The following is an 18,234-nucleotide window of genomic DNA, read 5'->3' on the forward strand; positions in this document are numbered from 1 at the left end:
CTTGCTATGTCATCGAAAGCGTTTTTGCCCATCGCCCTGGTGGCGCTGTGGTTGGGTGGGTGTTCCGGCGGTGCCGATAAAACCCCCAAGGAAACACCACCGGAGGATAGGGTGTTGCTGGATGCGACCAAGGCACCGTTGGATCAGGCCCGCGCGGTCGAACAGCAGACCTTGGAAGCCGCCGAGGCGCAGCGACGGCAAATAGAGGAGGAATCGAAGTAGGCGGGGGGTTCCGACGACGATCCGTCGTTCCGGCATTCTTGCCGGAACGACGCTATCGAGGTTGCCTTTGGCCCAAACCGAGAATAGCGGTACATCTACGGCCTACTCGGCGGGCTGCGCCGGCTAGCACCGCTTTGTTAAGTTTTTATGAAAATTCGCGGATCGGGCGATTTCGCGATAGCGGGAGCCGCCCGGTTTGATTTATAAAAGGGGTTAATCGCCGAACCGGCGAGATCGTTCAATCCGTTCCATCCTCCCCAAGGAGCAACCGAAGATGGCAAGAAAGCATTCCGCTAGCACCGACACCGAAGCCACCGGAACCACCCCGGAAACCGTGGAAACCACCACCGAGACCACCGAAACCGTGGCACTCAGCGAAGCCGTGGAAATCACCACCGACACCGTGACCGTCAGCGAGGCCGTGGAAACCCCGGAAGCCGCCGGCATCATGGAGTCCGAAGCGGCCCCGGCCCAGACCACCGCCCTGGAAGTCACCCAGGCCCCCAGCGAAGGTCTCTCCGAGGCGATCCGCGAGGGCGCGTCCGATGCCCGCGCCGCCGTGGTCAGCCTCAAGGGCTTCGTCCGCAAGGGGGTTTATACCGGCTTCTACTACGCCACCTACGGCGTGGTGTTCGGCGCCCTGATGGTCGGCAGTCTCATCCCCAGCAACAACGCCATGGGCGAAGGCGTCCGCGATGGCTTCAAAGCCGCGCAGAAAGACTTCGAGACCGGCAAGCACGCCGAGGAAGGCCTGGCCGAAGCCGGATTGGCCGCGGCCTGAGCCTGGGCGGGGAGCGGAGCGCCGCTCCCCGCGCTATCCACCCGGTCCAGCCTGGGGTTGGATGTTCCAGATCGACCCGGCATATTCCCGGATCGAGCGGTCGCTGGAAAACCAACCCGACCCCGCCACATTCAACACCGCCTTCCTGGCCCACGCCTCCTCGTCCCCATAGAGCCGGTCCACCGCCTCCTGCGCCGCCACATAGGCCGCGTAATCGGCCAGCACCGCCCACTGGTCGCCGCCCATCAGCAAGGAATCCACCAGGGGCTTGAACCGATCCGGCTCCTCCGGCGAGAAATAGCCGGAGGCGATCATGTCCAAGGCCCGCCGCAGTTCGCTGTTGGCGTGGTAATAATCCCAGGGCTGGTAGCCGCGGCGGCGCAGTTCCGCCAATTCCCCGGCGGTCAGGCCGAAGATGAACAGATTGTCCCGGCCCACCTGCTCGGCGATTTCGATATTGGCCCCGTCCAGGGTGCCGATGGTGAGGGCGCCGTTCATCGTCATCTTCATATTGCTGGTGCCGGACGCCTCGGTGCCCGCCGTCGAAATCTGTTCCGACAAGTCCACGGCGGGAATCAGTTCCATGGCCCGCGATACGTTGTAATCGGGCACGAACGCCAGTTTCAGCCGTCCTTTTAGCGCCGGGTCGCGGTCCACCACGCGGGCGATATCGTTGGCGAGCTTGATGACGAGCTTGGCCATGCGGTAGCCCGGCGCGGCCTTGCCGCCCAGGATCACGGTGCGCGGTATCCAGGCCGCCGTGGGCTGGTCCTTGATGCGGTTGTAGCGGGTGACCACATGCAGGAGGTTGAGCAATTGCCGCTTGTATTCGTGGATGCGCTTGATCTGCACATCGAACAGCGACAGGGGGTCGAGTGCCAGGCCCAGCCGTTGTTTCAGCAGCCCGGCCAGCCGCGCCTTGTTGTCGAACTTGGCGGCGCGGAAACGGCGGCGGAATTCGGCGTCCTCGGCCAAGGGGACCAAACCGCGCAGCCGCTCCAAATCCGAGACCCAGGCGCTATCGCCCAAGGCTTCGGTGATGAGTCCCGCAAGGCCGGGATTGGCCTGGTGCAGCCAGCGCCGGGGCGTGACGCCGTTGGTGATGTTGATGAAGCGGTCGGGGAACAGGCGGGCGAAATCGCGGAAGATGGTGCTTTGCATCAATTCGCTATGGAGTTTGGCCACGCCGTTGACCTTGTGGCTGCCGACGATGGCGAGGTGCGACATGCGGATCCGTCTGCCGTTGTCCTCGTCGATCAAGGACACCCGCCGGATCAAGCCGCCATCGCCGGGGAAGCGCCGCCCGACCTCGTCCAGGAATTTCTGGTTGATGTCGTAGATGATCTGGAGATGGCGCGGCAACAGCCGCTCGAACAAACGCACCGGCCAGGTTTCCAGGGCTTCCGGCAGCAGGGTGTGGTTGGTGTAGGCGAAAATCCGCACCGTGATCCCGAACGCCTGGTCCCAGGCCAGCCCATGCTGGTCCAGCAGGATACGCATCAGTTCGGCGATGGCGATGGCGGGATGGGTATCGTTGAGCTGGATCGCCACCTCGTCCGGTAATTCCGCCAGGTCCCGATGCTCGGTGCCGAAATGGACCAGGATGTCCTGCAACGAGGCGCTGACGAAGAAATATTCCTGCTTCAGCCGCAGTTCCCGGCCCATCTGGGTGGTGTCGTCGGGATACAGCACCTTCGAGAGGTTCTCCGACGAGGTTTTCTGCTCCACCGCCTTGATGTAGTTGCCTTCGTTGAAATAGCGCAGCTCGAAATCGCGGGTGGCCTTGGCGGCCCACAGCCGGAGGTTGTTCACCGTGCCCTCGCCGTAGCCGGGGATGGGCAGGTCGTAGGCCATCGCCATCACGTCCTGGGTATCCAGCCATTGATAGCGGCGCTGGCCGTTGGCATCCTTGGTTTCCACCAGCCGCCCGTAGAATTGCACCCGGTACAGCACTTCGGGCCGGGCGAATTCCCACGGATTGCCGTAGCGTAGCCAATTGTCGGGGTGCTCGACCTGCCAGCCGTCCTCGATGCGCTGGGAGAAAATACCGTAGTCGTAGCGGATGCCATAGCCGAAGCCCGGCATCCTGAGCGAGGCCAGCGAGTCCAGGAAACAGGCCGCCAGCCGCCCCAGGCCGCCATTGCCGAGCGCGGCTTCTTCCTCCTGGCCGCCGATGTTCTCCAGGCTCATGCCCATGTCTTCCAGGGCGAGGCGGAAAGCCTCGTAGCCGCCGGTATTGAGCAGGGCGTGGTCCAGGGTGCGGCCTATGAGGAACTCCATCGACAGGTAATAGACCCGCTTGGCGTCGCTCAAATAATACTGGCGCATGGATTCCATCCAGCGCAGGGTGATCTGGTCGCGCACCACATGCGCCAGGGCGAAGAACCAATCCCGTTCGTGGGTGTCGATGGGGTCTTTGCCGATGGAATAGATCAGGCGGTTGACCAGGGCCGTTTTCAGTTCCCCGATATTCTTGGGATTGGAGACGGCATAAGAATCGCGGAATTCCTTCATGTTTTTCTCCATCGATGGTTGGAACAACCCGGTTGCGGGGCGGGTATGGGGGCGGCGCGATATTCCGGCTCCGGCCGGGATGGGGCGTGCCCGAACAGCGCTTAAACTTGTCCTGGCTTTTTTCATCCATCCAGACCACGCGATCCATGTATAGCATCCTATCCAAGAGCGCGGCGCTCCTCGCCGCCGCCTGCCTGATGGCGGGCTCCGTCCGGGCCGGGGAAGCCGCCCAGCCTTTGGCGCCCGGCTACCAAGAACTCCCGTTCAAGTTGCCGGAACCCGGCTCCTATGAACTGCCCGCCTTGGGCCAGGCCGCCGATGGCCGCGTGTTGGACAGCACGGGCCGGGATTTGAACCTGCACCAGCTTTACGGCGACAAGCTGGTGTTGTTGAGCTTCATCTATTCGGCCTGCGCCGATATGAACGGCTGTCCGCTGGCGACCGCCGTGTTCCACAAGCTGCAAAAGCGCCTGCTGCGCCAACCCGATATCGCGAGCCAACTGCGGCTCGTCACCTTGAGCTTCAACCCCGGCCACGATACGCCCGAGGTCATGGCCCGGTACGGCCAATCCTTCGGCGAGGGGCTGGAGTGGCGCTTCCTCACCACCCGTTCCGAGGCCGATATCCAGCCCATCCTGCAAGCCTACGGCCAGACGGCGCAAAAGGATTACGACGCCCAGGGCCATTTCACCGGGACATTTTCCCATATCCTCCGGGTGTATTTGATCGACCGCGAGCGGCGCATCCGCAACATTTATACCGTGTCGTTCCTGCATCCCGATACCTTGTTCAACGATGTGAGGACGCTGCTGCTGGAACGGCCCAAAACCGCCGCCGCCCGCCCCGGCCCGCCCGCCGCCGGTGCCTTGGGTCCGGGCGACGCCAAAGCTGGCTACGAACACGGCGACTACCAAACCCGCTCGGTGGCGCTGACCGAACGCCAGGGCCGGCGGGCGGATTTGCGGCGTTATGTCAGCCATCCACCCTTGGGTTTGCCGCCCGTGCCGGTGCCGCCCGCCAACCCTATCACCCCGGCCAGGATCGAACTCGGGCGCAAGCTGTTCTACGACCGCCGCCTCTCGCTCAACAATACTTTTTCCTGCGCCATGTGCCATATCCCGGAGCAGGGTTTCGCTAGCAACGAACAGGCCACGGCGGTGGGCATCGAAGGCCGCAGCGTGCGGCGCAACGCCCCGACCCTATACAACACGGCCTATCTGCAACGACTGTTCCACGATGGCCGCGAGGACAACCTGGAGCAACAGGTCTGGGGTCCGCTGTTGGCCCGGAACGAAATGGGCGCGCCCTCGGTCGGCTATGTGGTCGGGAAGCTCAAGGGCTTGGCGGATTATGCCGGGCTGTTCGAGCGGGCTTTCAATAGACGCGGGCCGTCCATGGAAACCCTCGGCATGGCCATCGCCGCCTACGAGCGGACGCTGGATTCCGCCGATTCGCCCTTCGACCGCTGGCGCTATGGCCAGCAGGCGGGGGCGCTCGGTCCCGCCGCCCGGCGCGGGTTCGCGCTATTCACCGGCAAGGCCGGCTGTTCCGCCTGCCACACGGTGGGGGAAAAGTATGCGCTGTTCACCGACCAGGGCTTGCACAACACCGGCGTCGGCTACCGCGCCGCCATGGGGTCGGCGGCGGCCGCCCCGGTCCAGGTCGCGCCAGGGGTCGCGGTGAACATCGATCCCGCCGCGTTGGCCTCGGTCAGCGAACCCAAGCCCAACGACCTGGGACGCTATGAAATCACCCAGGACCCGGCGGACCGCTGGCAATACCGGACGCCCTCCTTGCGCAATATCGCCTTGACCGCGCCCTATATGCACGATGGCTCGCTGGCGACGCTCAAGGCCGTGGTGGAGTTCTACAACCGGGGCGGCGTGCCCAATGAAAACCTCGATCCTTTGATGAAGCCCTTGGAACTCGACGCCGGTGAAGTGGCCGACCTGGTCGAATTCCTGAATTCCTTGACCGGGTCCAATGTCCGCGACTTGGTGCTGGACGCCTTCGCCGCCCCGGTGGGCGATCCGCGCTGAGTTTGGGGGAATCAGAGGAAGGCGTAGACGATGGCGGCGTAGCGCAAACCCTTGCCCAAGGCCATCGCCGGCAAGCAGCGCCAGAAGGGTAGTCGTAGCCAACCCGCCGCGAAGCAAAAGCCGTCGCCCACCACCGGCAGCCAGGACAGCAATAGGAGATAGACCCCATGCCGCCGCACCGCGGCCACGGCCCGCTGGCGGCGCGGGTCGGCGGCGGGGCGTTCGGCGGGATAGCGCCAAGCGGCCAGCCAGCCCAGCAGCCAGGTGGTGACGGCCCCCAGGGTATTGCCCAAGGTGGCCGTTCCCAGCAGGATCAGCGGCTCGTGCCGGGCCTGATGGACCAGATAGGCCAACACCGCCTCCGAACCGCCCGGCGCCAAGGTCGCCGAAACGAAGGCGCTGGCGAACAGGCTCCACAGCGCGAACGAGCCTTGCAATGCTTCCACCCGGATCATCCTCCGTTCAGGGTAAGCGCCCATCCGACGCGGATGGGCGCGGGCCGTGGATATTGACACGGCATGGCCGGAAACGTAAGATGCGCGTCTTCCAAGGCAACGTAGCTCAGTCGGTTAGAGCACCGCATTCATAATGCGGGTGTCGCAGGTTCGAGTCCCGCCGTTGCTACCAAAGAATTCAAAGGCTTGGCGGTTTCTCGCCAAGCCTTTTTTCTTGCCTGGGTAAATTGCCGGGTAAATCCGTTCACCGCGCCACCCGCAACAGGGTCGGCGCTCCATCCATCTCCACGATGCGCTCCACCGCGTCCAGCAGTTCCCGGAGTTCCGCCGGGCTGTAGTGGACGGTGATGTCGCCGTCCGCATGGTCCATCAGTGCCTTCCTGGTTTCGAGCGGCACGCCCGCGAGGCGCAGGCGGCGGGCGAACGTGTGCCGGAGGTTGTGGACCCCGGCGCGGGTCCGGTCGTCGCGGGGCAGGCCCGCCGCCGCCCAGGCTTTCCGCCAACCGCTGTTGTTCATGCGGTCGATGCGGTGGCCCCGGTAGGTGAACACCCATTCCGGGTCGAGGCCGCGCCGGGCTTCGACGACGGCGCGGGCGGTGCGGTTCAGCACGATCACGCCATCTTCCTTGCTCTTGGTGCCTTCCCAGCCGTAGCGGGCGACGGGGCGACCCGGCACCACGAACACCTTCGTGCCCAGTTCGGGAATCCTTTCCTCCCAGTCCCAGCGTAGGGAGCAGACGACTTGTTCCCGTTGGCCGGTGTTGACGGCGAACAGGGCCATTTCGGCCAGGTGCTTGGGGAGCGCTTGGAACAGCGCCCGCTGTTCTTCCCATTTGAGCGGGTGGGGTTCGGCGGCGTCGTCCCAGTCGGGGGTTTCCAGCAGCGGCACGGCCTGGGGTAGCCAGGGCTTGCCGTCCGGGTCGCGCCAGACCCGCGCCGCTTTGGTCAGCACCATGCGGACCACGGCCAAGTCGCGGCGGACGGTGCCGGACTTGATGCCTTCCCCGCGCCGGGCCGCGATGAAATCCTCTAGGGTGCCCTGGTGGATTTGGTCGAGCGGCAGGTGGCCGATATGGGGGCGGAGCGCCGCGAGGCTGTCGGCATCGCGCCCGATGCTGGCCTTGGTGGCGGTTTCCAGGTATTGGGTCGCGGCGTCCAAGAAGGTCAGCTTCCGGGGTTGGCGGGTCCGCGCCCGTTCGGTTTCGGCGCGGTTGATGGCGGCGAGGTATTCGGCTTCGGCTTCTTGTCGCGTGCCCGCTTTAAAGCGGTGTCGAACGCGGATTCCGCCGACGCGCTTGTCGATGCTGCCTTCGCCGGTTTTCTTGTCCCAGTACAGCCCTGGGTGGCTTCGTTTCGCCATGGGGTTTCCTCCTCGTTGTCGGTGGTCACGCCCGGCGACAGGTTGCGGGTCTTATAGTTGTCGAGCGCGGCGTCCAGGTCAATGCGGTCGAAGCCGATGCCTTGCTTGCCGATGGGGATGGCCGGGATGTGCGGGCGGATTTCGGTGTCGAACAGGGTCCGGCCCATGCCGCAGTAGTAGGCGGCTTCGGTGGGGCGCATGAAGCGCGGGGGGAATTCGGGCATTGGTTCCCTCCAAGTGGGGAAGGTAGATCGCGGGGCCGTCCGTGGCCCCGCTGGGGGGTGGTTAGTGTGCGCGTGTGGCTCGGGGCGCGGGTTCCGGCTCGGACGTGCCTTGTTCCAGGCGGCGGATGGCGCGGTCGAGTTCGAGGGCTTCCTGGCTGCGGAGGTGTTCCATGTAGAGCGCGTCCAGGGCTTGGCCGTGGTGGAGCTTGGCGGCGGCCCGCGCCTTGTCCCGGCGGTTGCGGAGCCATGCGAGGTAGAGGCGGCGGGCAAGGAGGGTCATGGCGGCGGGCCTCCCTCAGTGGGCCAACGCGGCTTCGACGGCGGCGCGGCCTTCTTCCCGGTCCATCGCCGCGGCGGTGCCGATGGGGTAGGGGTTGTCGGTGGCGGTGGGTCCGGTCTGCGCGGTCCCGGCGGATGGGTCCGGGGCGGCGCTGGCCCGGCCCGTTTCCCAGTCGCCATATCCGATGCCGGGTTTGGGGTAGGGGTTGTCGGCGGCGGTCAGTCCCAGCCTACCCGCCGCCATGCCTTCGCGGAAGGCGGGGCTTTGGGCGGAGTCCGCGTCGTTGGCGGGGTCCGGCAAAATGGCCGCGAGGCGGTCGAGCAGCGCGGACTTGCTGCCGAAGACGTGGGTATCGGTGGCGTTTTCACTGGTCATGAGGACGAAGCCGTTGGCGGCGATGTGGATTCCGAGTCGATGGGCGGGCATGGGATGGCTCCTGTTGGGTGGAATGTGAAAAGCGCGGGCCGTGGGTCCGGCCCGCCGAGTTAGGCTCACAACAACACGCCTTGGGGACGTGCTGGCGGCTATTTTTACGAGTTTATCGTAAAAGTCAAGCGGGGGATTTTACGAATAAAACGTAAAAAGCCCGCGATGAAAAGCGGGCTGGGTTGGGGGATGGTTTTGGAGGGGGTTAAGGATCAGCCGCTGGGCGGCTGCTCGGGATCGTGTGCGCCGGGGTCAGGCGGCGTTGGCTGGGGTTTCGGTTGTTTCGGGTGTGCGACCGGGTTGAGGTTGAGATTCCGCAACGTTCCAGATTGTGCGCTTGCCTTGTTCGTTGGTTTGACGGAAGGCCTGGATGATCTGGCGTTCCCGTTCGTTCAACAAATCTTCGTCGCAATTCAGCACATAAGCCTCGGAGACTTCCAAGACTTTCGCCAGCCGTTTGTAGGTCGAAACCTTCGCTTCGCTCTTGCCGAGTTCGTAGCCGTTCAGCGTGGAGGGTTTCAGGCCCGGCACGCGGTCGCAAACCTCTTGGAGCGTCCAATTTTTGGCGTCGCGGGCAGCTTTGAGCCGTAATCCGATGATGGTGGTTTCGTCCATAGTCAAATTGTCAGCGGGGGATGGGCGGGTGGCTATCAAATAATCTCGTAAATTTTGGTCTTGACAATTACGAATATCTCGTAAGAATAGGGTTTCCATGAGCAAGATGACCTTGAGCGATTTCATTAGGCAAAAAGGCGATGAGGCCGTGGCCGGGGCATGCGGGGTGAAACCCCGTACCGCCGCCGATTGGCGGCGCGGCGACCGCGTGCCGTTGGCGAAGTATCACCGTGCGCTGCTGGACCTGGGGTTGAGCATCGAGGGCATTTGCGCCGCGAACGGCCCGCCCCGCCAGAAGCGCCGGTATGTGCGGCGGTATCCCGCGCTCGAATCCCCTCCGGTCCGGTGAGGCCCACCGTGCCGGGGATGTCGTTTCCTCCTCTCGCGCCGGGCTGCGGCCCGGCTTTTTTCAGGAGTCCATGCTGTGCCGGATAAGCGGTTCATCAATCTCAAGCTCACCGTGTCGGTGCCGGTGGCCGATGCCTTGGAGCGGTCGGCGGCGCGGCGCGGGGTGAAACTGGCGACGCGGGCCAGCGAGATATTGGAGGAGAAGTTGCTGGGCGAGGATTGTACGGCCCGGAAGCTGATGGAGCAGCTCGAACGGTCGCACCGCAAGTGCGAGCGATAACGCTGGACTTGCCGATTCCGGCGGGGTTGTGGTTCCGCTTGGAGTCGGCGGCGAACCTGCGCGGATGCACGGTCGAGGAATTCGCGGCCCGGATCATTACGCGGGAGGTCGCCATCGAGCATTTGGTGGGCGGGGACACGGACGCCTTGGTCGCCGATTTCATCGCCGGATTCCAGGCCCAGGCCGGAACCGGCCCGGACCCGGAGTGCGAGTGATGACTGGAATGAGCAATGCGTTTTTGCGGGCGTTCCGCGAGGTGGTTGGCATCGAGGGGCGGTATAGCAACCATCCGGCGGATTCCGGTGGGGAGACCCTGTACGGCATCACGCTGGCGACCGCCCGTGCGGCGGGCTACACCGGCCCTATGAAGTTGATGCCGCTGAGCGAGGCCCGCCGTATCTACAAGGGGGAGTTTTGGGACAAGTTGAATTTGGATGCCATCGCGGATACCTCGCCGGAGGTGGCGCTGGAGGTGTTCGAGCAGGGGGTGAACATGGGTATCGCCCGCGCCGGGCGGAACCTACAGAGCGCTTTGAACGTGCTGAACCGGGCCGGGACCGATTACCCGGATGTGTCGGTGGACGGCAAGGTCGGGCCGGTGACCGTCCGTGCGTTGTTCGGTTTGAACCAGCGCCGCAAGACGGACGGTTTGAAGGCGTTATGCCGGGCGTTGAATGTCCAGCAAGGGGCGTTCTACCTTGAGCTGGCCGGGCGTAGGGAGAAGGATGAGTCGTTCGTGCTGGGCTGGTTGCTGAATCGGGTGGCCTTGTGAAGCAGCTTGCCCTGCCCCTGGCCGATTAGGGGGCGTCGTGGCCGTGCTTTACACCCATCCCGCCCGGCGCTATCCTCTTTTCCGCTCCCCGGACGCATCCGGGGCCGGGTTTGACAGCCTGGAAAACTATCTGGCGCATAGCCCCCAATTCCGCGTAACGGGCGTTTTTTACGCCCGGAATCCGCTCAGAGTTCAATGGCGGGGTGCATGGGACACCGCAAGGTGTGCCGGTTCCCAGATGGCCGGTCTGTCAACCTATCGCATCCCGTCACCATATCGTTTGACAGCGACGGTGACGGTTCCAAGCTTTACATCTGGAGTCCGTCATGGCTAACCACGCCCCTATTGCGCCCGAAATCCGCCCATTCAACGCTGAGTCGGCAATCTCATCCCTATTCCGCGCCGTTTTGATCCACGGCCCTTGGGGTTGTGGCAAGACCCGCAACGCCGCCCGCTTCATGGCCGCTTTCGGCTGCGAAACCCTGGTGGACGAATGGCGTCCCGGCACACCGATTCCCGACCGCGCCTTGGTGTTGACCGGACGGCCCCTGGAGGATTTCCCCCTGGGCCTGCGCGTGCTGTCCTTCGTGGAAGCCCTGGAAATCTTGGGGGTGCGTCATGGCTAATCAGCCGAATCGTACCCAAAATCCGCCCGTCGTCTCCATGTCCTCCCGCGAAATCGCGGAGCTTTGTGGCAAGCGCCATGACAATGTAATGGCCGATTGCCGCAAGATGTTGGTTGAACTTTATGGGGAGGCGGGTCTCCTGAATTTTCAGGACACCCATACGAATCCCCAGAACAGCCAAACCTATCCCGTTTTCATCTTGCCGAAGCGCGAAACCCTGATCCTGGTCTCCGGCTATAGCGTCAAAATGCGTGCCAGGATCATCGACCGTTTGACGGAATTAGAGCAAACCATCCTCGTCCCGCCTATCTCCATTCCCACCCGTTCCCGCCTCCTATTGACCCTCGAAGAGGGCCGCGTGGTCGAGTCGCGGCCCGTGCCGCCGGATGCGGTGCCCGTGTCGGCGCAACTGCTGATGGACCTCTGCGCCACGGTGAATACCCTCGACGTGATCGCCGGGCAGGCCATGGCGTTGGTGGGCGAGTTGCGGACCGTGACCGGCTTGACCTTGCACGGCAAGGCGCGGGACCGGGGGGTGGGCCATGGCTGAAACCGACCCGCAAGTCCTGGCCCTTGAACAGGAGGCCCGGCGGATGCGGGCCGAGGGTTCGTTGAAAGCCCCGAAGCGCAACCGCGCCCACGGGAAAGCCCACGCCGGAGGCCGCGCCAAGGGGCGGACCTGCCGGTATCCCGTTCCGCTGTCGCCCACCACCAAGGAACGGGTGTTGCGGGTATGCCTGGCGTTGAATATCCCCCCGCATGAATTCATGGCGGACGCCATCGAGGAGAAGGTGCGGGCGGTTTGGGCGGAAATGGAGGCCACGAAGCCGTCCGTGCCGGATGGCCAGCCCGGCGCGGGCCGGGCCGGGTATGGGGGTTCGGAATGCCCGCCGCCCTGGTGAAATATGGCCGTCGCGCAGCGACACCTTTTGGGACTGGGCCCCGGTTTTTTTTTCGCCCGAATCCGGGCCAACCCCGGACCCCGTGGGCTGAAGCGGACACGGAGACTCAGCAAAAAGCCGGGAGGCGTTGATGGCCGCCCCGGACCGGATCGATACCCGCGCCTTGCTGGCGGGGGTGGATATTGTCGAGGTGGTGCGCGGCTACCTGGGCCGCGACGCCCTCAGGAAGGAGGGCGCGGAATGGGCGGCGTGCTGCCCGTTCCACACCGAGGCGACGCCCTCGTTCAAGGTGAACCCGGCCAAGCAGATGTACCACTGCTTCGGGTGCGGCGCGAACGGGGACGCTATCAAGTTCGTGCGGGACTATGAGCGGGTGGGGTTCCGCAAGGCGGTGGAAATCCTGGGCGGCGGGGCGTTCGCGCCCGCGTCCAGGCCTCCGGCCAGCCCGGCCCCGCCAGCGCGGAAAGCCCGTAGCGATTGGACGCCCATCGTCCCGGCGGATGCCGATGCCTTCGCGGCCAAACTGAGCCACGGGCACCGGGGCATGCCGGAAGCGGTGTACACCTACCGGGATCAACAAGGGCGGTTGCTGGGCTACACCCGGCGCTTCCGCACCTCGGACGGCGGCAAGGAAGTCTTGCCGCTGACCTGGGCGCGGAACGAAGCGGGGGAGCGCATGTGGCGCGACCTGGCGTTCCCGGTGCCGCGCCCGTTGTATGGATTGGATCGGCTGCCCGGCGACAGGCCGGTGCTGATCGTCGAGGGAGAAAAATGCGTGGATGTCGCATCCGCGCACGTCGAAACGGATTTCGTGGTGGTGAGCTGGCCCGGCGGTGGCAAAGCCGTCGATAAGGCCGATTGGTCGCCGTTGGCGGGCCGGATCGTCGCGATCTGGCCGGACTGCGACGCCAAGCGGGTCAAGCCGACCCGCGAGGAAACGGCGGCGGGCGTGGACCCGCTGTCGAAACCGTTGCTGCCGGAGGCGGAGCAACCGGGGATGAAGGCGGCGCGCCTGATCATCGCGCAACTCCACGCCCTGGAACCGCCCGCGGTGGTGAACTTGGTGGCGATTCCCCGCCCCGGCGAGAAGCCGGACGGCTGGGACATCGCCGATGCCATCGGGGAGGGGCTGACCGGCGTCGCGCTGGTGGCCCATATCCGTAAAGGGTCCGTCCACATCGCGCCCGAGGCGCATCGAACCCAGACCTGTAGGACCGATGATGGTCCCCCACCCCCGGCTACCGTGTCGCATGGTTCCGGGCGTGTCGCGAGGCTGGGTGGCGATACGGCGCGGCCAGGGGGCGGCCCGGACGATGGCGGAGGAGGCGGCGAGGGCAGGCCGGAGGTCAAGATCGGCCCCGACCGGCTCATCAGCGCCATGTTGGAAGCGGAGCGGGTGCTGTTCGCGGGCACCGACCCGCCCTTCTTCGAGCGGGGCGGGATATTGACGCGGACGGCCTACATCGACCGGGTGCGCGAGCGCCAGGGCGAGGTAGTGGTTGAACCCGGCGCTTTGACCCTGGTGCCGGTCAACGTGGGTTGGCTACGGCGGCGGATGCAGGTGGCGTGCAGGTTCGTGTCCTGGAATAGCCGGGCCGAAAGTTGGCTGCCCTGCAACCTGCCGAAGGAGTACGCGGAATCGTACATCGACGGCAACGAATGGATGGTGCCGGTGCTGCGGGCCGTGGTGGAAGCCCCGGTCTTGCGCCCGGATGGGTCGATCCTATCGAGGCCGGGCTTCGATCCGAAGACCGGGATTTATCTGGCCAGCGAGGTGAAATGGAAGCTGCCGCCGAACCGGACCCAGGGCGGAAGGATCGATCCGGGGACCGATACGGCGGTGCAATGGGCGCGGGCGCAGTTCGAGGACTTGTTCAACCCGTTCAAGCCCGAGGCCGGGCCGGATATCGCGGTGCTGATCACGGCGGTGTTGACCGGCCTGGTCAAGACCCAGTGCGGCCCGGCGCCGGGGTTCATCATCACCGCCCCGGTGTTCGGTTCGGGCAAGGGCAAGCTGGCGGACATCATCGGCATCATCCTGACCGGGCGCACCGTGCCCATGATGACGATGCCGGTGGATTCCAAGGGCAAGGCCGACGAGAAGGAGTTCAAGAAGGCGCTGTTCGCGACCTTGTTGGGCGGCGAGCGCATCGTCTGCATCGACGAGGTGAAGCGGACGCTGGCCTCCCCGACCTTGGATTCGATGCTGACCCAGGAAACGGTGTTCGACCGGGTGCTGGGGGTGTCGAAGAACGCCACCGTGCGGCCCACGGATAGCCTGTTCCTGGCGCTGGGCAACAACGTCACGGTATCGGCGGACAGCTCGCGGCGCTGGCTGCGGTGCTATCTGAATCCGAACTGCGCGGACCCGCACCTCCGGGTGTTCGACCGCGACGCCATCCTGCACGCCAAGGAAAACCGGGTGAAGCTGGTGTGCGCGGCCCTGACCTTGCTGCACGCCTATGTCATGGCGGGTTCGCCGGATATGGGGGTGCGCCTGGGCAGTTTCGAGCGCTGGGCGGCCCTGGTGCCGTCCGCCGTGCGCTGGCTGGGATTGCCGGACCCGTGCAAGACCCAGGAAGCCTGGAAGGAACAGGACGAGGACCGGGCCGACTTGGCGCGGCTGCTGGAAGCCTGGAGCGAGCGCTACGGGGATATTCCCGTGACGGCGCAGGAGGTTTGCCGGGAAATGGAGGACCGGCCCAAGCACGAACCCAATGCGAAATTGCTCGGGGTCCTGAAGGACATTTGCGGCGAGAAAAGCGGGTTCAACGCCAACCGCCTGGGCGTCCACCTCAGCCGCAAGGGCAAGCGGGTGGTCGATGGGAAGCGGTTCGAGGATGCCGGGAAGAAAAGCCACAAGACGCAGTGGAAGGTGGTCGAGGTCGGCAAGGCGTGAGCCTGGAAATCCCAAAGTACCAGACTCACGGCAGACTCACGGCAGACTCACGGGGATAACCGATTGAATTGGAAGGGGTTTATGGCCTTTCCGTGAGTCTGCTGAGTTTGGATTCCATTTCTACGCGCGGGCGGTTTCGCGCAATGCCATGGCCCACAGGGGGAAAGGATGAAAAAGCTTCCGCGTGAATATGGAAAGCAGACTCACCAGACTCACCAAAGCAGGGTGAATGCTTTGGAAATCATCGGCTTGCGCCCGTGAGTCTGCCGTGAGTTTGCCGTGAGTCTGGGAGTCTGCCCGGCGGCGTGCGCTTACCGCTTATCCGGTGGGTGCCGGTCGGGGTTGGGTCCTGTCGCCACGAAGGTGGGGGGATGGTCGGTTTAGCAACGGGGAATGAGGGAATGAGGCAGGGGAATCCAATCCAGAAAACGGTCACGCCCATCGTCGCCCTGGACGTGGTGGAGGCCACGTTGAGGCTCTGGGGCGAATATGCGGCGTCCGGGGCGGCGGCGGACGCGGAGTTACGCGGTTATCCCAGGCGTAGCGCCCACGTCCCGCGCCCGCCGCGCTCCAGCCGTTGCGGCCACGACCCGGACCGGGCGGCGGCGGCCCAGGTGCGGACCCTGGCCGGATTGGTCGAAGAAATCCTGCCCCAGATCGAACCCCGGTTGCGGGTGATCCTGCGCCAGCGCTACCAGTTGCGGATGCCGTGCCGCACGGGACGGGAGGATGTGCGGTTGGTGGGCGCGGGCGGCGGGCGGATGGGCGAGCGGGAATACCAATCGCTACGGAAACTGGCGGTGGAACGGGTAGGGCAATTGCTGGGTCATCGTTTGCGCCAGTCGATACGCTAGGGGGGTTGCAACCGTGTCGGAGCTGTGGTAGAAAGTAGCTAATATCGAATAGGTATGTCCAAAGCCCGCTATGGCCCATAGCGGGCTTTTTTTTGGCCCGAATTTTACCGGAGGCGGCGCGTGCGGAACTGGAAAACCACCCTGTGCGGACTCGGCGGCGCGGTCGCCGTCGCTTGGCAACCCTATCTGACCGGCGGGCAATCCCCGGGGCCGGAGGATTTGATCCTGGCCGCGACGGTGGCCGCGCTGGGTTTCTTCGCGCGGGACGCATCCCATGGCGGCTAAAGGCAGGCCCGGCCAGGAAGGCCAGCACGGGGACGACAGGGTGCGGGTCGTGGATATCGACGATGGCCGCACGCTATCCACCCAGGACATCGCGGATTTCCACGAGCTGATCAACGCCTACAGGGCATTGAGATGGCTGCTGGCGGCGGGGATCGCCTTCGTGATGCTGGTGGGTTTCGACAAGCTCTACGGCTTCGTCAAGGCGCATTGGGTGGGTTGATGGCCGCGCAAGGGTATTCGTCGCTGGGGGAGGGCATCGCCACGTTGTGGCGCGGCAAGCCCCGCCCGCCCGCCAAGACCGTCAAGGTCGATCTGGCGGAGGTCCGGGCGCGGGCCATCGAGGAGGCCCGTCTGCGCGGGGTGGACATCGATGTGGATGGGTTGATCGAGGCGGCGGTGGCGGACCGGGGCGTCCTGGACGCGCGGACCCGTGTCGGCGCGGCCCTCGCCCTGGCCGAGGAGGGGTTGAGCGATGGAAGCCGGGGAAAAGCCGCAGGCCGGACGGGTTGAGTCGAGGCTGGCGCAAATCCGCGCGATGTTCCGCGAGCGGGGGTTCGATCCCATCGCGGTGGTGGTCGAGGAAATCCAGGCCGGGCCACGGGTGGTCGGCGGGATCGTCATGGGCTTGTCGGCGTCGGAAACGGTGTCGGCGGCGCTCGGCGTGGCGAAGCTGGAAGCGGAGTGGGAGAAGATCGAACTCGCCAAGAACCCCCCGGCGGGGAAGCGCGGCGGGGCGCGGGTCACGGTCAACCCGGACGGGTCGGTGCAGACCGATATTTTCGCGGACCTGGAAAGCATTTCGGATGAGCAACTCGAACAACGCATCGCCCGCCGCCAGGAAGCGCTCGGAATTGTTGGCGCTGGATAGGGAGCTGGCTGAGCTGGAACGGCGGCGGGCGCGGCGGAAGTTGTTCACGTACTACCCGGAGACCGGCCCGCTCCGGCGCGGGTTGTACCCCAAGCACCTGGAGTTTTTCCGGGCCGGGAAGGATTTCCAGGAGCGCTGCGCGATGGCGGCGAACCGGATCGGCAAAACCGAGGGGATGGGCGGCTACGAGTTCGCCCTGCACCTGACGGGCCGGTACCCGGAGTGGTGGCCGGGGCGGCGGTTCGATAGGCCGGTCAAGGCCATCGCGGCGGGCAAGCTGAAGGAATCCACCCGCGACATCGTGCAGGAGAAATTGTTCGGTCCCATCCTCTACCAGGTCGGCGGCAAGGCGTTCGCGGGCACGGGCCTGGTGCCGGGCGACGATATCGCCAAGGCGCTGTGGCGCACGGGGATCAACCCGCCGATGGCCGACACGGTATATGTCGTCCATTGGAAGGAGGGCCAACCGGATGGCTATTCGATTTGCAAGTTGAAGAGCTACGAGCAAGGCCGGGCGGTGTTCGAGGGGTTCGAGGCCGATGTGTTCTGGGGCGACGAGGAGCCGCCGTGGGAGGTCTACGACGAGGCGATGGTCCGGCTCATGACGACCGGCGGGCTGTCGATGCTGACCTACACGCCGCTGGACGGCATCACCGAGGTGGTGGAGCTGTTCATGCCGGGGATCGGCATCGGGCCGGTGCCGGAGTCCACCACCAAGTACACGGTCAACGCGGGGTGGGACGACGCGCCGCATTTGAGCCCGGAGGAAATCGCCAAGCGCCGGGCGGAAACGCCGAAAAGGTTGTTGGCGGCGCGGTCGCAGGGGCTGCCCGTGCTGGGGTCGGGGCTGGTCTTCCCGGTGGACGACGAGGGGATCGTGGTCGATCCGTTCCCCCTCCCGGACCATTGGCCGCGCATCTGCGGGCAGGATTTCGGGTGGGACCATCCGCACGCCAACGTGTGGCTGGCCTGGGACCGGGAGACCGACACCGTGTACGTCTACGACGAGTACGCGGCGTCGGAATCGTCGGCACCGATCCATGCCTCGGCGATCAAGGCGCGGGGGGATTGGATCCCGGTGGCCTGGCCCGCCGATGGATTGCAGCACGAGAAGGGGTCGGGCACCCAGTTGGCCGGGCAATACCGGGCCGAAGGCGTGGCGATGCTGCACGAACACGCGAGGTTCCCGGAGGTGGGGGAAAGCACCGAGACGGAGTCCAGCCGGGTGAGCGTCGAGGCCGGGCTGAACGAGATGTTGACCCGGATGCAAACCGGGCGTTGGAAGGTGTTCCGGGTGTGCCAGGGCTGGCTGAAGGAAAAGGCCATCTACCGAAGGGACAAGAAAGGCAAGATCGTGAAGACCAACGACGACCGGATCGACGCCAGCCGCTACGGGCTGATGATGCTCAGGTTCGCCCGGACCCGGCCCGTGGTGGAAGCCTCCCTGTCCGGCTATTACAGCCGCAAGGCGGGTTGGCGCTGAT

The 18,234-nt window shown here is 65.2% G+C and carries 24 protein-coding genes and 1 tRNA gene; 18 read left to right on the forward strand and 7 right to left on the reverse strand.

Translation table 11 applies throughout. From position 1 onward, the window contains the following. The first annotated feature begins 6 nt into the window (after positions 1-6). Together K5658_RS06275 and K5658_RS06280 are read left to right on the forward strand one after the other, a co-directional pair. The gene (locus K5658_RS06275; RefSeq protein WP_221066106.1) at positions 7-222 is read left to right on the forward strand and encodes a hypothetical protein; all 216 of its coding nucleotides are present in this window, start codon (positions 7-9) and stop codon (positions 220-222) included. A 274-nt stretch (positions 223-496) separates the two neighbouring features. Then, complete coding sequence (locus K5658_RS06280; RefSeq protein WP_221066107.1) at positions 497-1,003, forward strand: hypothetical protein; 507 nt, start codon at positions 497-499, stop codon at positions 1,001-1,003. Positions 1,004-1,036: 33 nt separating this feature from the next. On the opposite strand, the gene K5658_RS06285 is transcribed toward K5658_RS06280, so the two are convergent. Then, entirely contained in the window at positions 1,037-3,517 is a 2,481-nt protein-coding gene (locus K5658_RS06285) for a glycogen/starch/alpha-glucan phosphorylase (protein ID WP_221066108.1), read from the reverse strand. Positions 3,518-3,663: 146 nt separating this feature from the next. Here K5658_RS06285 and K5658_RS06290 point away from each other — a divergent pair, with 146 nt between their 5' ends. Beyond that, positions 3,664-5,556, forward strand: coding sequence for a cytochrome c peroxidase (locus tag K5658_RS06290; protein ID WP_221066109.1), 1,893 nt, complete (start codon positions 3,664-3,666; stop codon positions 5,554-5,556). A gap of 11 nt (positions 5,557-5,567) precedes the next feature. Here K5658_RS06290 and K5658_RS06295 read toward each other — a convergent pair whose 3' ends face one another. Next, positions 5,568-6,002, reverse strand: a complete 435-nt coding sequence (locus K5658_RS06295; protein WP_343223302.1) for a YqaA family protein — start codon at positions 6,000-6,002, stop codon at positions 5,568-5,570. 104 nt (positions 6,003-6,106) lie between these two features. Between K5658_RS06295 and K5658_RS06300 the strand changes: the two genes are divergently transcribed. Continuing rightward, positions 6,107-6,183, forward strand: a tRNA-Met gene (locus K5658_RS06300). A gap of 72 nt (positions 6,184-6,255) precedes the next feature. On the opposite strand, the gene K5658_RS06305 is transcribed toward K5658_RS06300, so the two are convergent. From K5658_RS06305 to K5658_RS06320, 5 genes are all read right to left on the reverse strand, one after another. Beyond that, positions 6,256-7,170 (reverse strand): tyrosine-type recombinase/integrase, encoded by a 915-nt coding sequence (locus K5658_RS06305; RefSeq protein ID WP_246628582.1) that lies wholly within the window; start codon positions 7,168-7,170, stop codon positions 6,256-6,258. 5 nt (positions 7,171-7,175) lie between these two features. Further along, positions 7,176-7,595 (reverse strand): hypothetical protein, encoded by a 420-nt coding sequence (locus K5658_RS23460; RefSeq protein WP_246628583.1) that lies wholly within the window; start codon positions 7,593-7,595, stop codon positions 7,176-7,178. 61 nt (positions 7,596-7,656) lie between these two features. After that, a complete protein-coding gene (locus K5658_RS06310) occupies positions 7,657-7,875 on the reverse strand; it encodes a hypothetical protein (protein ID WP_221066112.1) in 219 nt (72 codons plus the stop codon). Between the two features lie 15 nt (positions 7,876-7,890). After that, entirely contained in the window at positions 7,891-8,301 is a 411-nt protein-coding gene (locus K5658_RS06315) for a hypothetical protein (RefSeq protein WP_221066113.1), read from the reverse strand. A gap of 252 nt (positions 8,302-8,553) precedes the next feature. Continuing rightward, a complete protein-coding gene (locus tag K5658_RS06320) occupies positions 8,554-8,916 on the reverse strand; it encodes a helix-turn-helix domain-containing protein (protein ID WP_176225160.1) in 363 nt (120 codons plus the stop codon). Between the two features lie 97 nt (positions 8,917-9,013). On the opposite strand from K5658_RS06320, the gene K5658_RS06325 reads away from it, so the two are divergent. From K5658_RS06325 to K5658_RS06390, 14 genes are all read left to right on the forward strand, one after another. Beyond that, positions 9,014-9,265: a hypothetical protein gene (locus K5658_RS06325; RefSeq protein ID WP_125468873.1), complete on the forward strand. Its 252-nt coding sequence runs from the start codon at positions 9,014-9,016 to the stop codon at positions 9,263-9,265. A gap of 75 nt (positions 9,266-9,340) precedes the next feature. Further along, positions 9,341-9,544 carry a hypothetical protein gene (locus tag K5658_RS06330; RefSeq protein WP_221066114.1) on the forward strand — a complete coding sequence of 68 codons (204 nt, stop codon included), beginning with the start codon at positions 9,341-9,343 and terminating at the stop codon, positions 9,542-9,544. Beyond that, entirely contained in the window at positions 9,532-9,759 is a 228-nt protein-coding gene (locus tag K5658_RS06335; protein WP_221066115.1) for a hypothetical protein, read from the forward strand. The genes K5658_RS06330 and K5658_RS06335 overlap by 13 nt, the downstream gene beginning before the upstream one ends. Beyond that, positions 9,759-10,316 carry a glycoside hydrolase family 108 protein gene (locus K5658_RS06340; protein WP_221066116.1) on the forward strand — a complete coding sequence of 186 codons (558 nt, stop codon included), beginning with the start codon at positions 9,759-9,761 and terminating at the stop codon, positions 10,314-10,316. The genes K5658_RS06335 and K5658_RS06340 overlap by 1 nt, the downstream gene beginning before the upstream one ends. Positions 10,317-10,642: 326 nt before the next feature. Further along, a complete protein-coding gene (locus K5658_RS06345; protein ID WP_221066117.1) occupies positions 10,643-10,942 on the forward strand; it encodes a hypothetical protein in 300 nt (99 codons plus the stop codon). 37 nt (positions 10,943-10,979) lie between these two features. After that, positions 10,980-11,492 carry a Rha family transcriptional regulator gene (locus K5658_RS06350; RefSeq protein ID WP_281425979.1) on the forward strand — a complete coding sequence of 171 codons (513 nt, stop codon included), beginning with the start codon at positions 10,980-10,982 and terminating at the stop codon, positions 11,490-11,492. Beyond that, on the forward strand, positions 11,485-11,844 hold the full coding sequence (locus K5658_RS06355; protein WP_221066119.1) for a hypothetical protein: 360 nt from the start codon (positions 11,485-11,487) through the stop codon (positions 11,842-11,844). Before K5658_RS06350 ends, K5658_RS06355 begins: the two co-directional genes overlap by 8 nt. A gap of 130 nt (positions 11,845-11,974) precedes the next feature. Next, entirely contained in the window at positions 11,975-14,743 is a 2,769-nt protein-coding gene (locus K5658_RS06360; RefSeq protein ID WP_221066120.1) for a CHC2 zinc finger domain-containing protein, read from the forward strand. Positions 14,744-15,144: 401 nt separating this feature from the next. Then, the gene (locus tag K5658_RS06365) at positions 15,145-15,597 is read left to right on the forward strand and encodes a hypothetical protein (RefSeq protein WP_221066121.1); all 453 of its coding nucleotides are present in this window, start codon (positions 15,145-15,147) and stop codon (positions 15,595-15,597) included. Between the two features lie 120 nt (positions 15,598-15,717). Further along, positions 15,718-15,882, forward strand: coding sequence for a hypothetical protein (locus tag K5658_RS06370; protein ID WP_221066122.1), 165 nt, complete (start codon positions 15,718-15,720; stop codon positions 15,880-15,882). Beyond that, positions 15,872-16,102 carry a hypothetical protein gene (locus tag K5658_RS06375; RefSeq protein WP_221066123.1) on the forward strand — a complete coding sequence of 77 codons (231 nt, stop codon included), beginning with the start codon at positions 15,872-15,874 and terminating at the stop codon, positions 16,100-16,102. Before K5658_RS06370 ends, K5658_RS06375 begins: the two co-directional genes overlap by 11 nt. After that, entirely contained in the window at positions 16,102-16,392 is a 291-nt protein-coding gene (locus tag K5658_RS06380; protein WP_221066124.1) for a hypothetical protein, read from the forward strand. Before K5658_RS06375 ends, K5658_RS06380 begins: the two co-directional genes overlap by 1 nt. Further along, positions 16,355-16,750: a hypothetical protein gene (locus K5658_RS06385; RefSeq protein WP_221066125.1), complete on the forward strand. Its 396-nt coding sequence runs from the start codon at positions 16,355-16,357 to the stop codon at positions 16,748-16,750. The genes K5658_RS06380 and K5658_RS06385 overlap by 38 nt, the downstream gene beginning before the upstream one ends. Continuing rightward, positions 16,686-18,233 carry a phage terminase large subunit family protein gene (locus K5658_RS06390; RefSeq protein ID WP_221066126.1) on the forward strand — a complete coding sequence of 516 codons (1,548 nt, stop codon included), beginning with the start codon at positions 16,686-16,688 and terminating at the stop codon, positions 18,231-18,233. Before K5658_RS06385 ends, K5658_RS06390 begins: the two co-directional genes overlap by 65 nt. The last annotated feature ends 1 nt before the right edge of the window (position 18,234 follow it).

This window comes from Methylomagnum ishizawai, from assembly GCF_019670005.1.
In the GTDB taxonomy this organism is placed as follows: domain Bacteria; phylum Pseudomonadota; class Gammaproteobacteria; order Methylococcales; family Methylococcaceae; genus Methylomagnum; species Methylomagnum ishizawai.

What these genes read in the sequence shown, in the direction of transcription:
- K5658_RS06380 (WP_221066124.1), top strand. Translation starts at nt 16,102, where the DNA reads ATGGCCGCGCAAGGGTATTCGTCGCTGGGGGAGGGCATCGCCACGTTG.
- K5658_RS23460 (WP_246628583.1), bottom strand. Translation starts at nt 7,595, where the DNA reads ATGCCCGAATTCCCCCCGCGCTTCATGCGCCCCACCGAAGCCGCCTAC.
- K5658_RS06310 (WP_221066112.1), bottom strand. Translation starts at nt 7,875, where the DNA reads ATGACCCTCCTTGCCCGCCGCCTCTACCTCGCATGGCTCCGCAACCGC.
- K5658_RS06375 (WP_221066123.1), top strand. Translation starts at nt 15,872, where the DNA reads ATGGCGGCTAAAGGCAGGCCCGGCCAGGAAGGCCAGCACGGGGACGAC.
- K5658_RS06280 (WP_221066107.1), top strand. Translation starts at nt 497, where the DNA reads ATGGCAAGAAAGCATTCCGCTAGCACCGACACCGAAGCCACCGGAACC.
- K5658_RS06340 (WP_221066116.1), top strand. Translation starts at nt 9,759, where the DNA reads ATGACTGGAATGAGCAATGCGTTTTTGCGGGCGTTCCGCGAGGTGGTT.
- K5658_RS06290 (WP_221066109.1), top strand. Translation starts at nt 3,664, where the DNA reads ATGTATAGCATCCTATCCAAGAGCGCGGCGCTCCTCGCCGCCGCCTGC.
- K5658_RS06315 (WP_221066113.1), bottom strand. Translation starts at nt 8,301, where the DNA reads ATGCCCGCCCATCGACTCGGAATCCACATCGCCGCCAACGGCTTCGTC.
- K5658_RS06320 (WP_176225160.1), bottom strand. Translation starts at nt 8,916, where the DNA reads ATGGACGAAACCACCATCATCGGATTACGGCTCAAAGCTGCCCGCGAC.
- K5658_RS06390 (WP_221066126.1), top strand. Translation starts at nt 16,686, where the DNA reads ATGAGCAACTCGAACAACGCATCGCCCGCCGCCAGGAAGCGCTCGGAA.
- K5658_RS06355 (WP_221066119.1), top strand. Translation starts at nt 11,485, where the DNA reads ATGGCTGAAACCGACCCGCAAGTCCTGGCCCTTGAACAGGAGGCCCGG.
- K5658_RS06345 (WP_221066117.1), top strand. Translation starts at nt 10,643, where the DNA reads ATGGCTAACCACGCCCCTATTGCGCCCGAAATCCGCCCATTCAACGCT.
- K5658_RS06365 (WP_221066121.1), top strand. Translation starts at nt 15,145, where the DNA reads ATGAGGCAGGGGAATCCAATCCAGAAAACGGTCACGCCCATCGTCGCC.
- K5658_RS06325 (WP_125468873.1), top strand. Translation starts at nt 9,014, where the DNA reads ATGAGCAAGATGACCTTGAGCGATTTCATTAGGCAAAAAGGCGATGAG.
- K5658_RS06275 (WP_221066106.1), top strand. Translation starts at nt 7, where the DNA reads ATGTCATCGAAAGCGTTTTTGCCCATCGCCCTGGTGGCGCTGTGGTTG.
- K5658_RS06360 (WP_221066120.1), top strand. Translation starts at nt 11,975, where the DNA reads ATGGCCGCCCCGGACCGGATCGATACCCGCGCCTTGCTGGCGGGGGTG.
- K5658_RS06285 (WP_221066108.1), bottom strand. Translation starts at nt 3,517, where the DNA reads ATGAAGGAATTCCGCGATTCTTATGCCGTCTCCAATCCCAAGAATATC.
- K5658_RS06385 (WP_221066125.1), top strand. Translation starts at nt 16,355, where the DNA reads ATGGAAGCCGGGGAAAAGCCGCAGGCCGGACGGGTTGAGTCGAGGCTG.
- K5658_RS06350 (WP_281425979.1), top strand. Translation starts at nt 10,980, where the DNA reads ATGTCCTCCCGCGAAATCGCGGAGCTTTGTGGCAAGCGCCATGACAAT.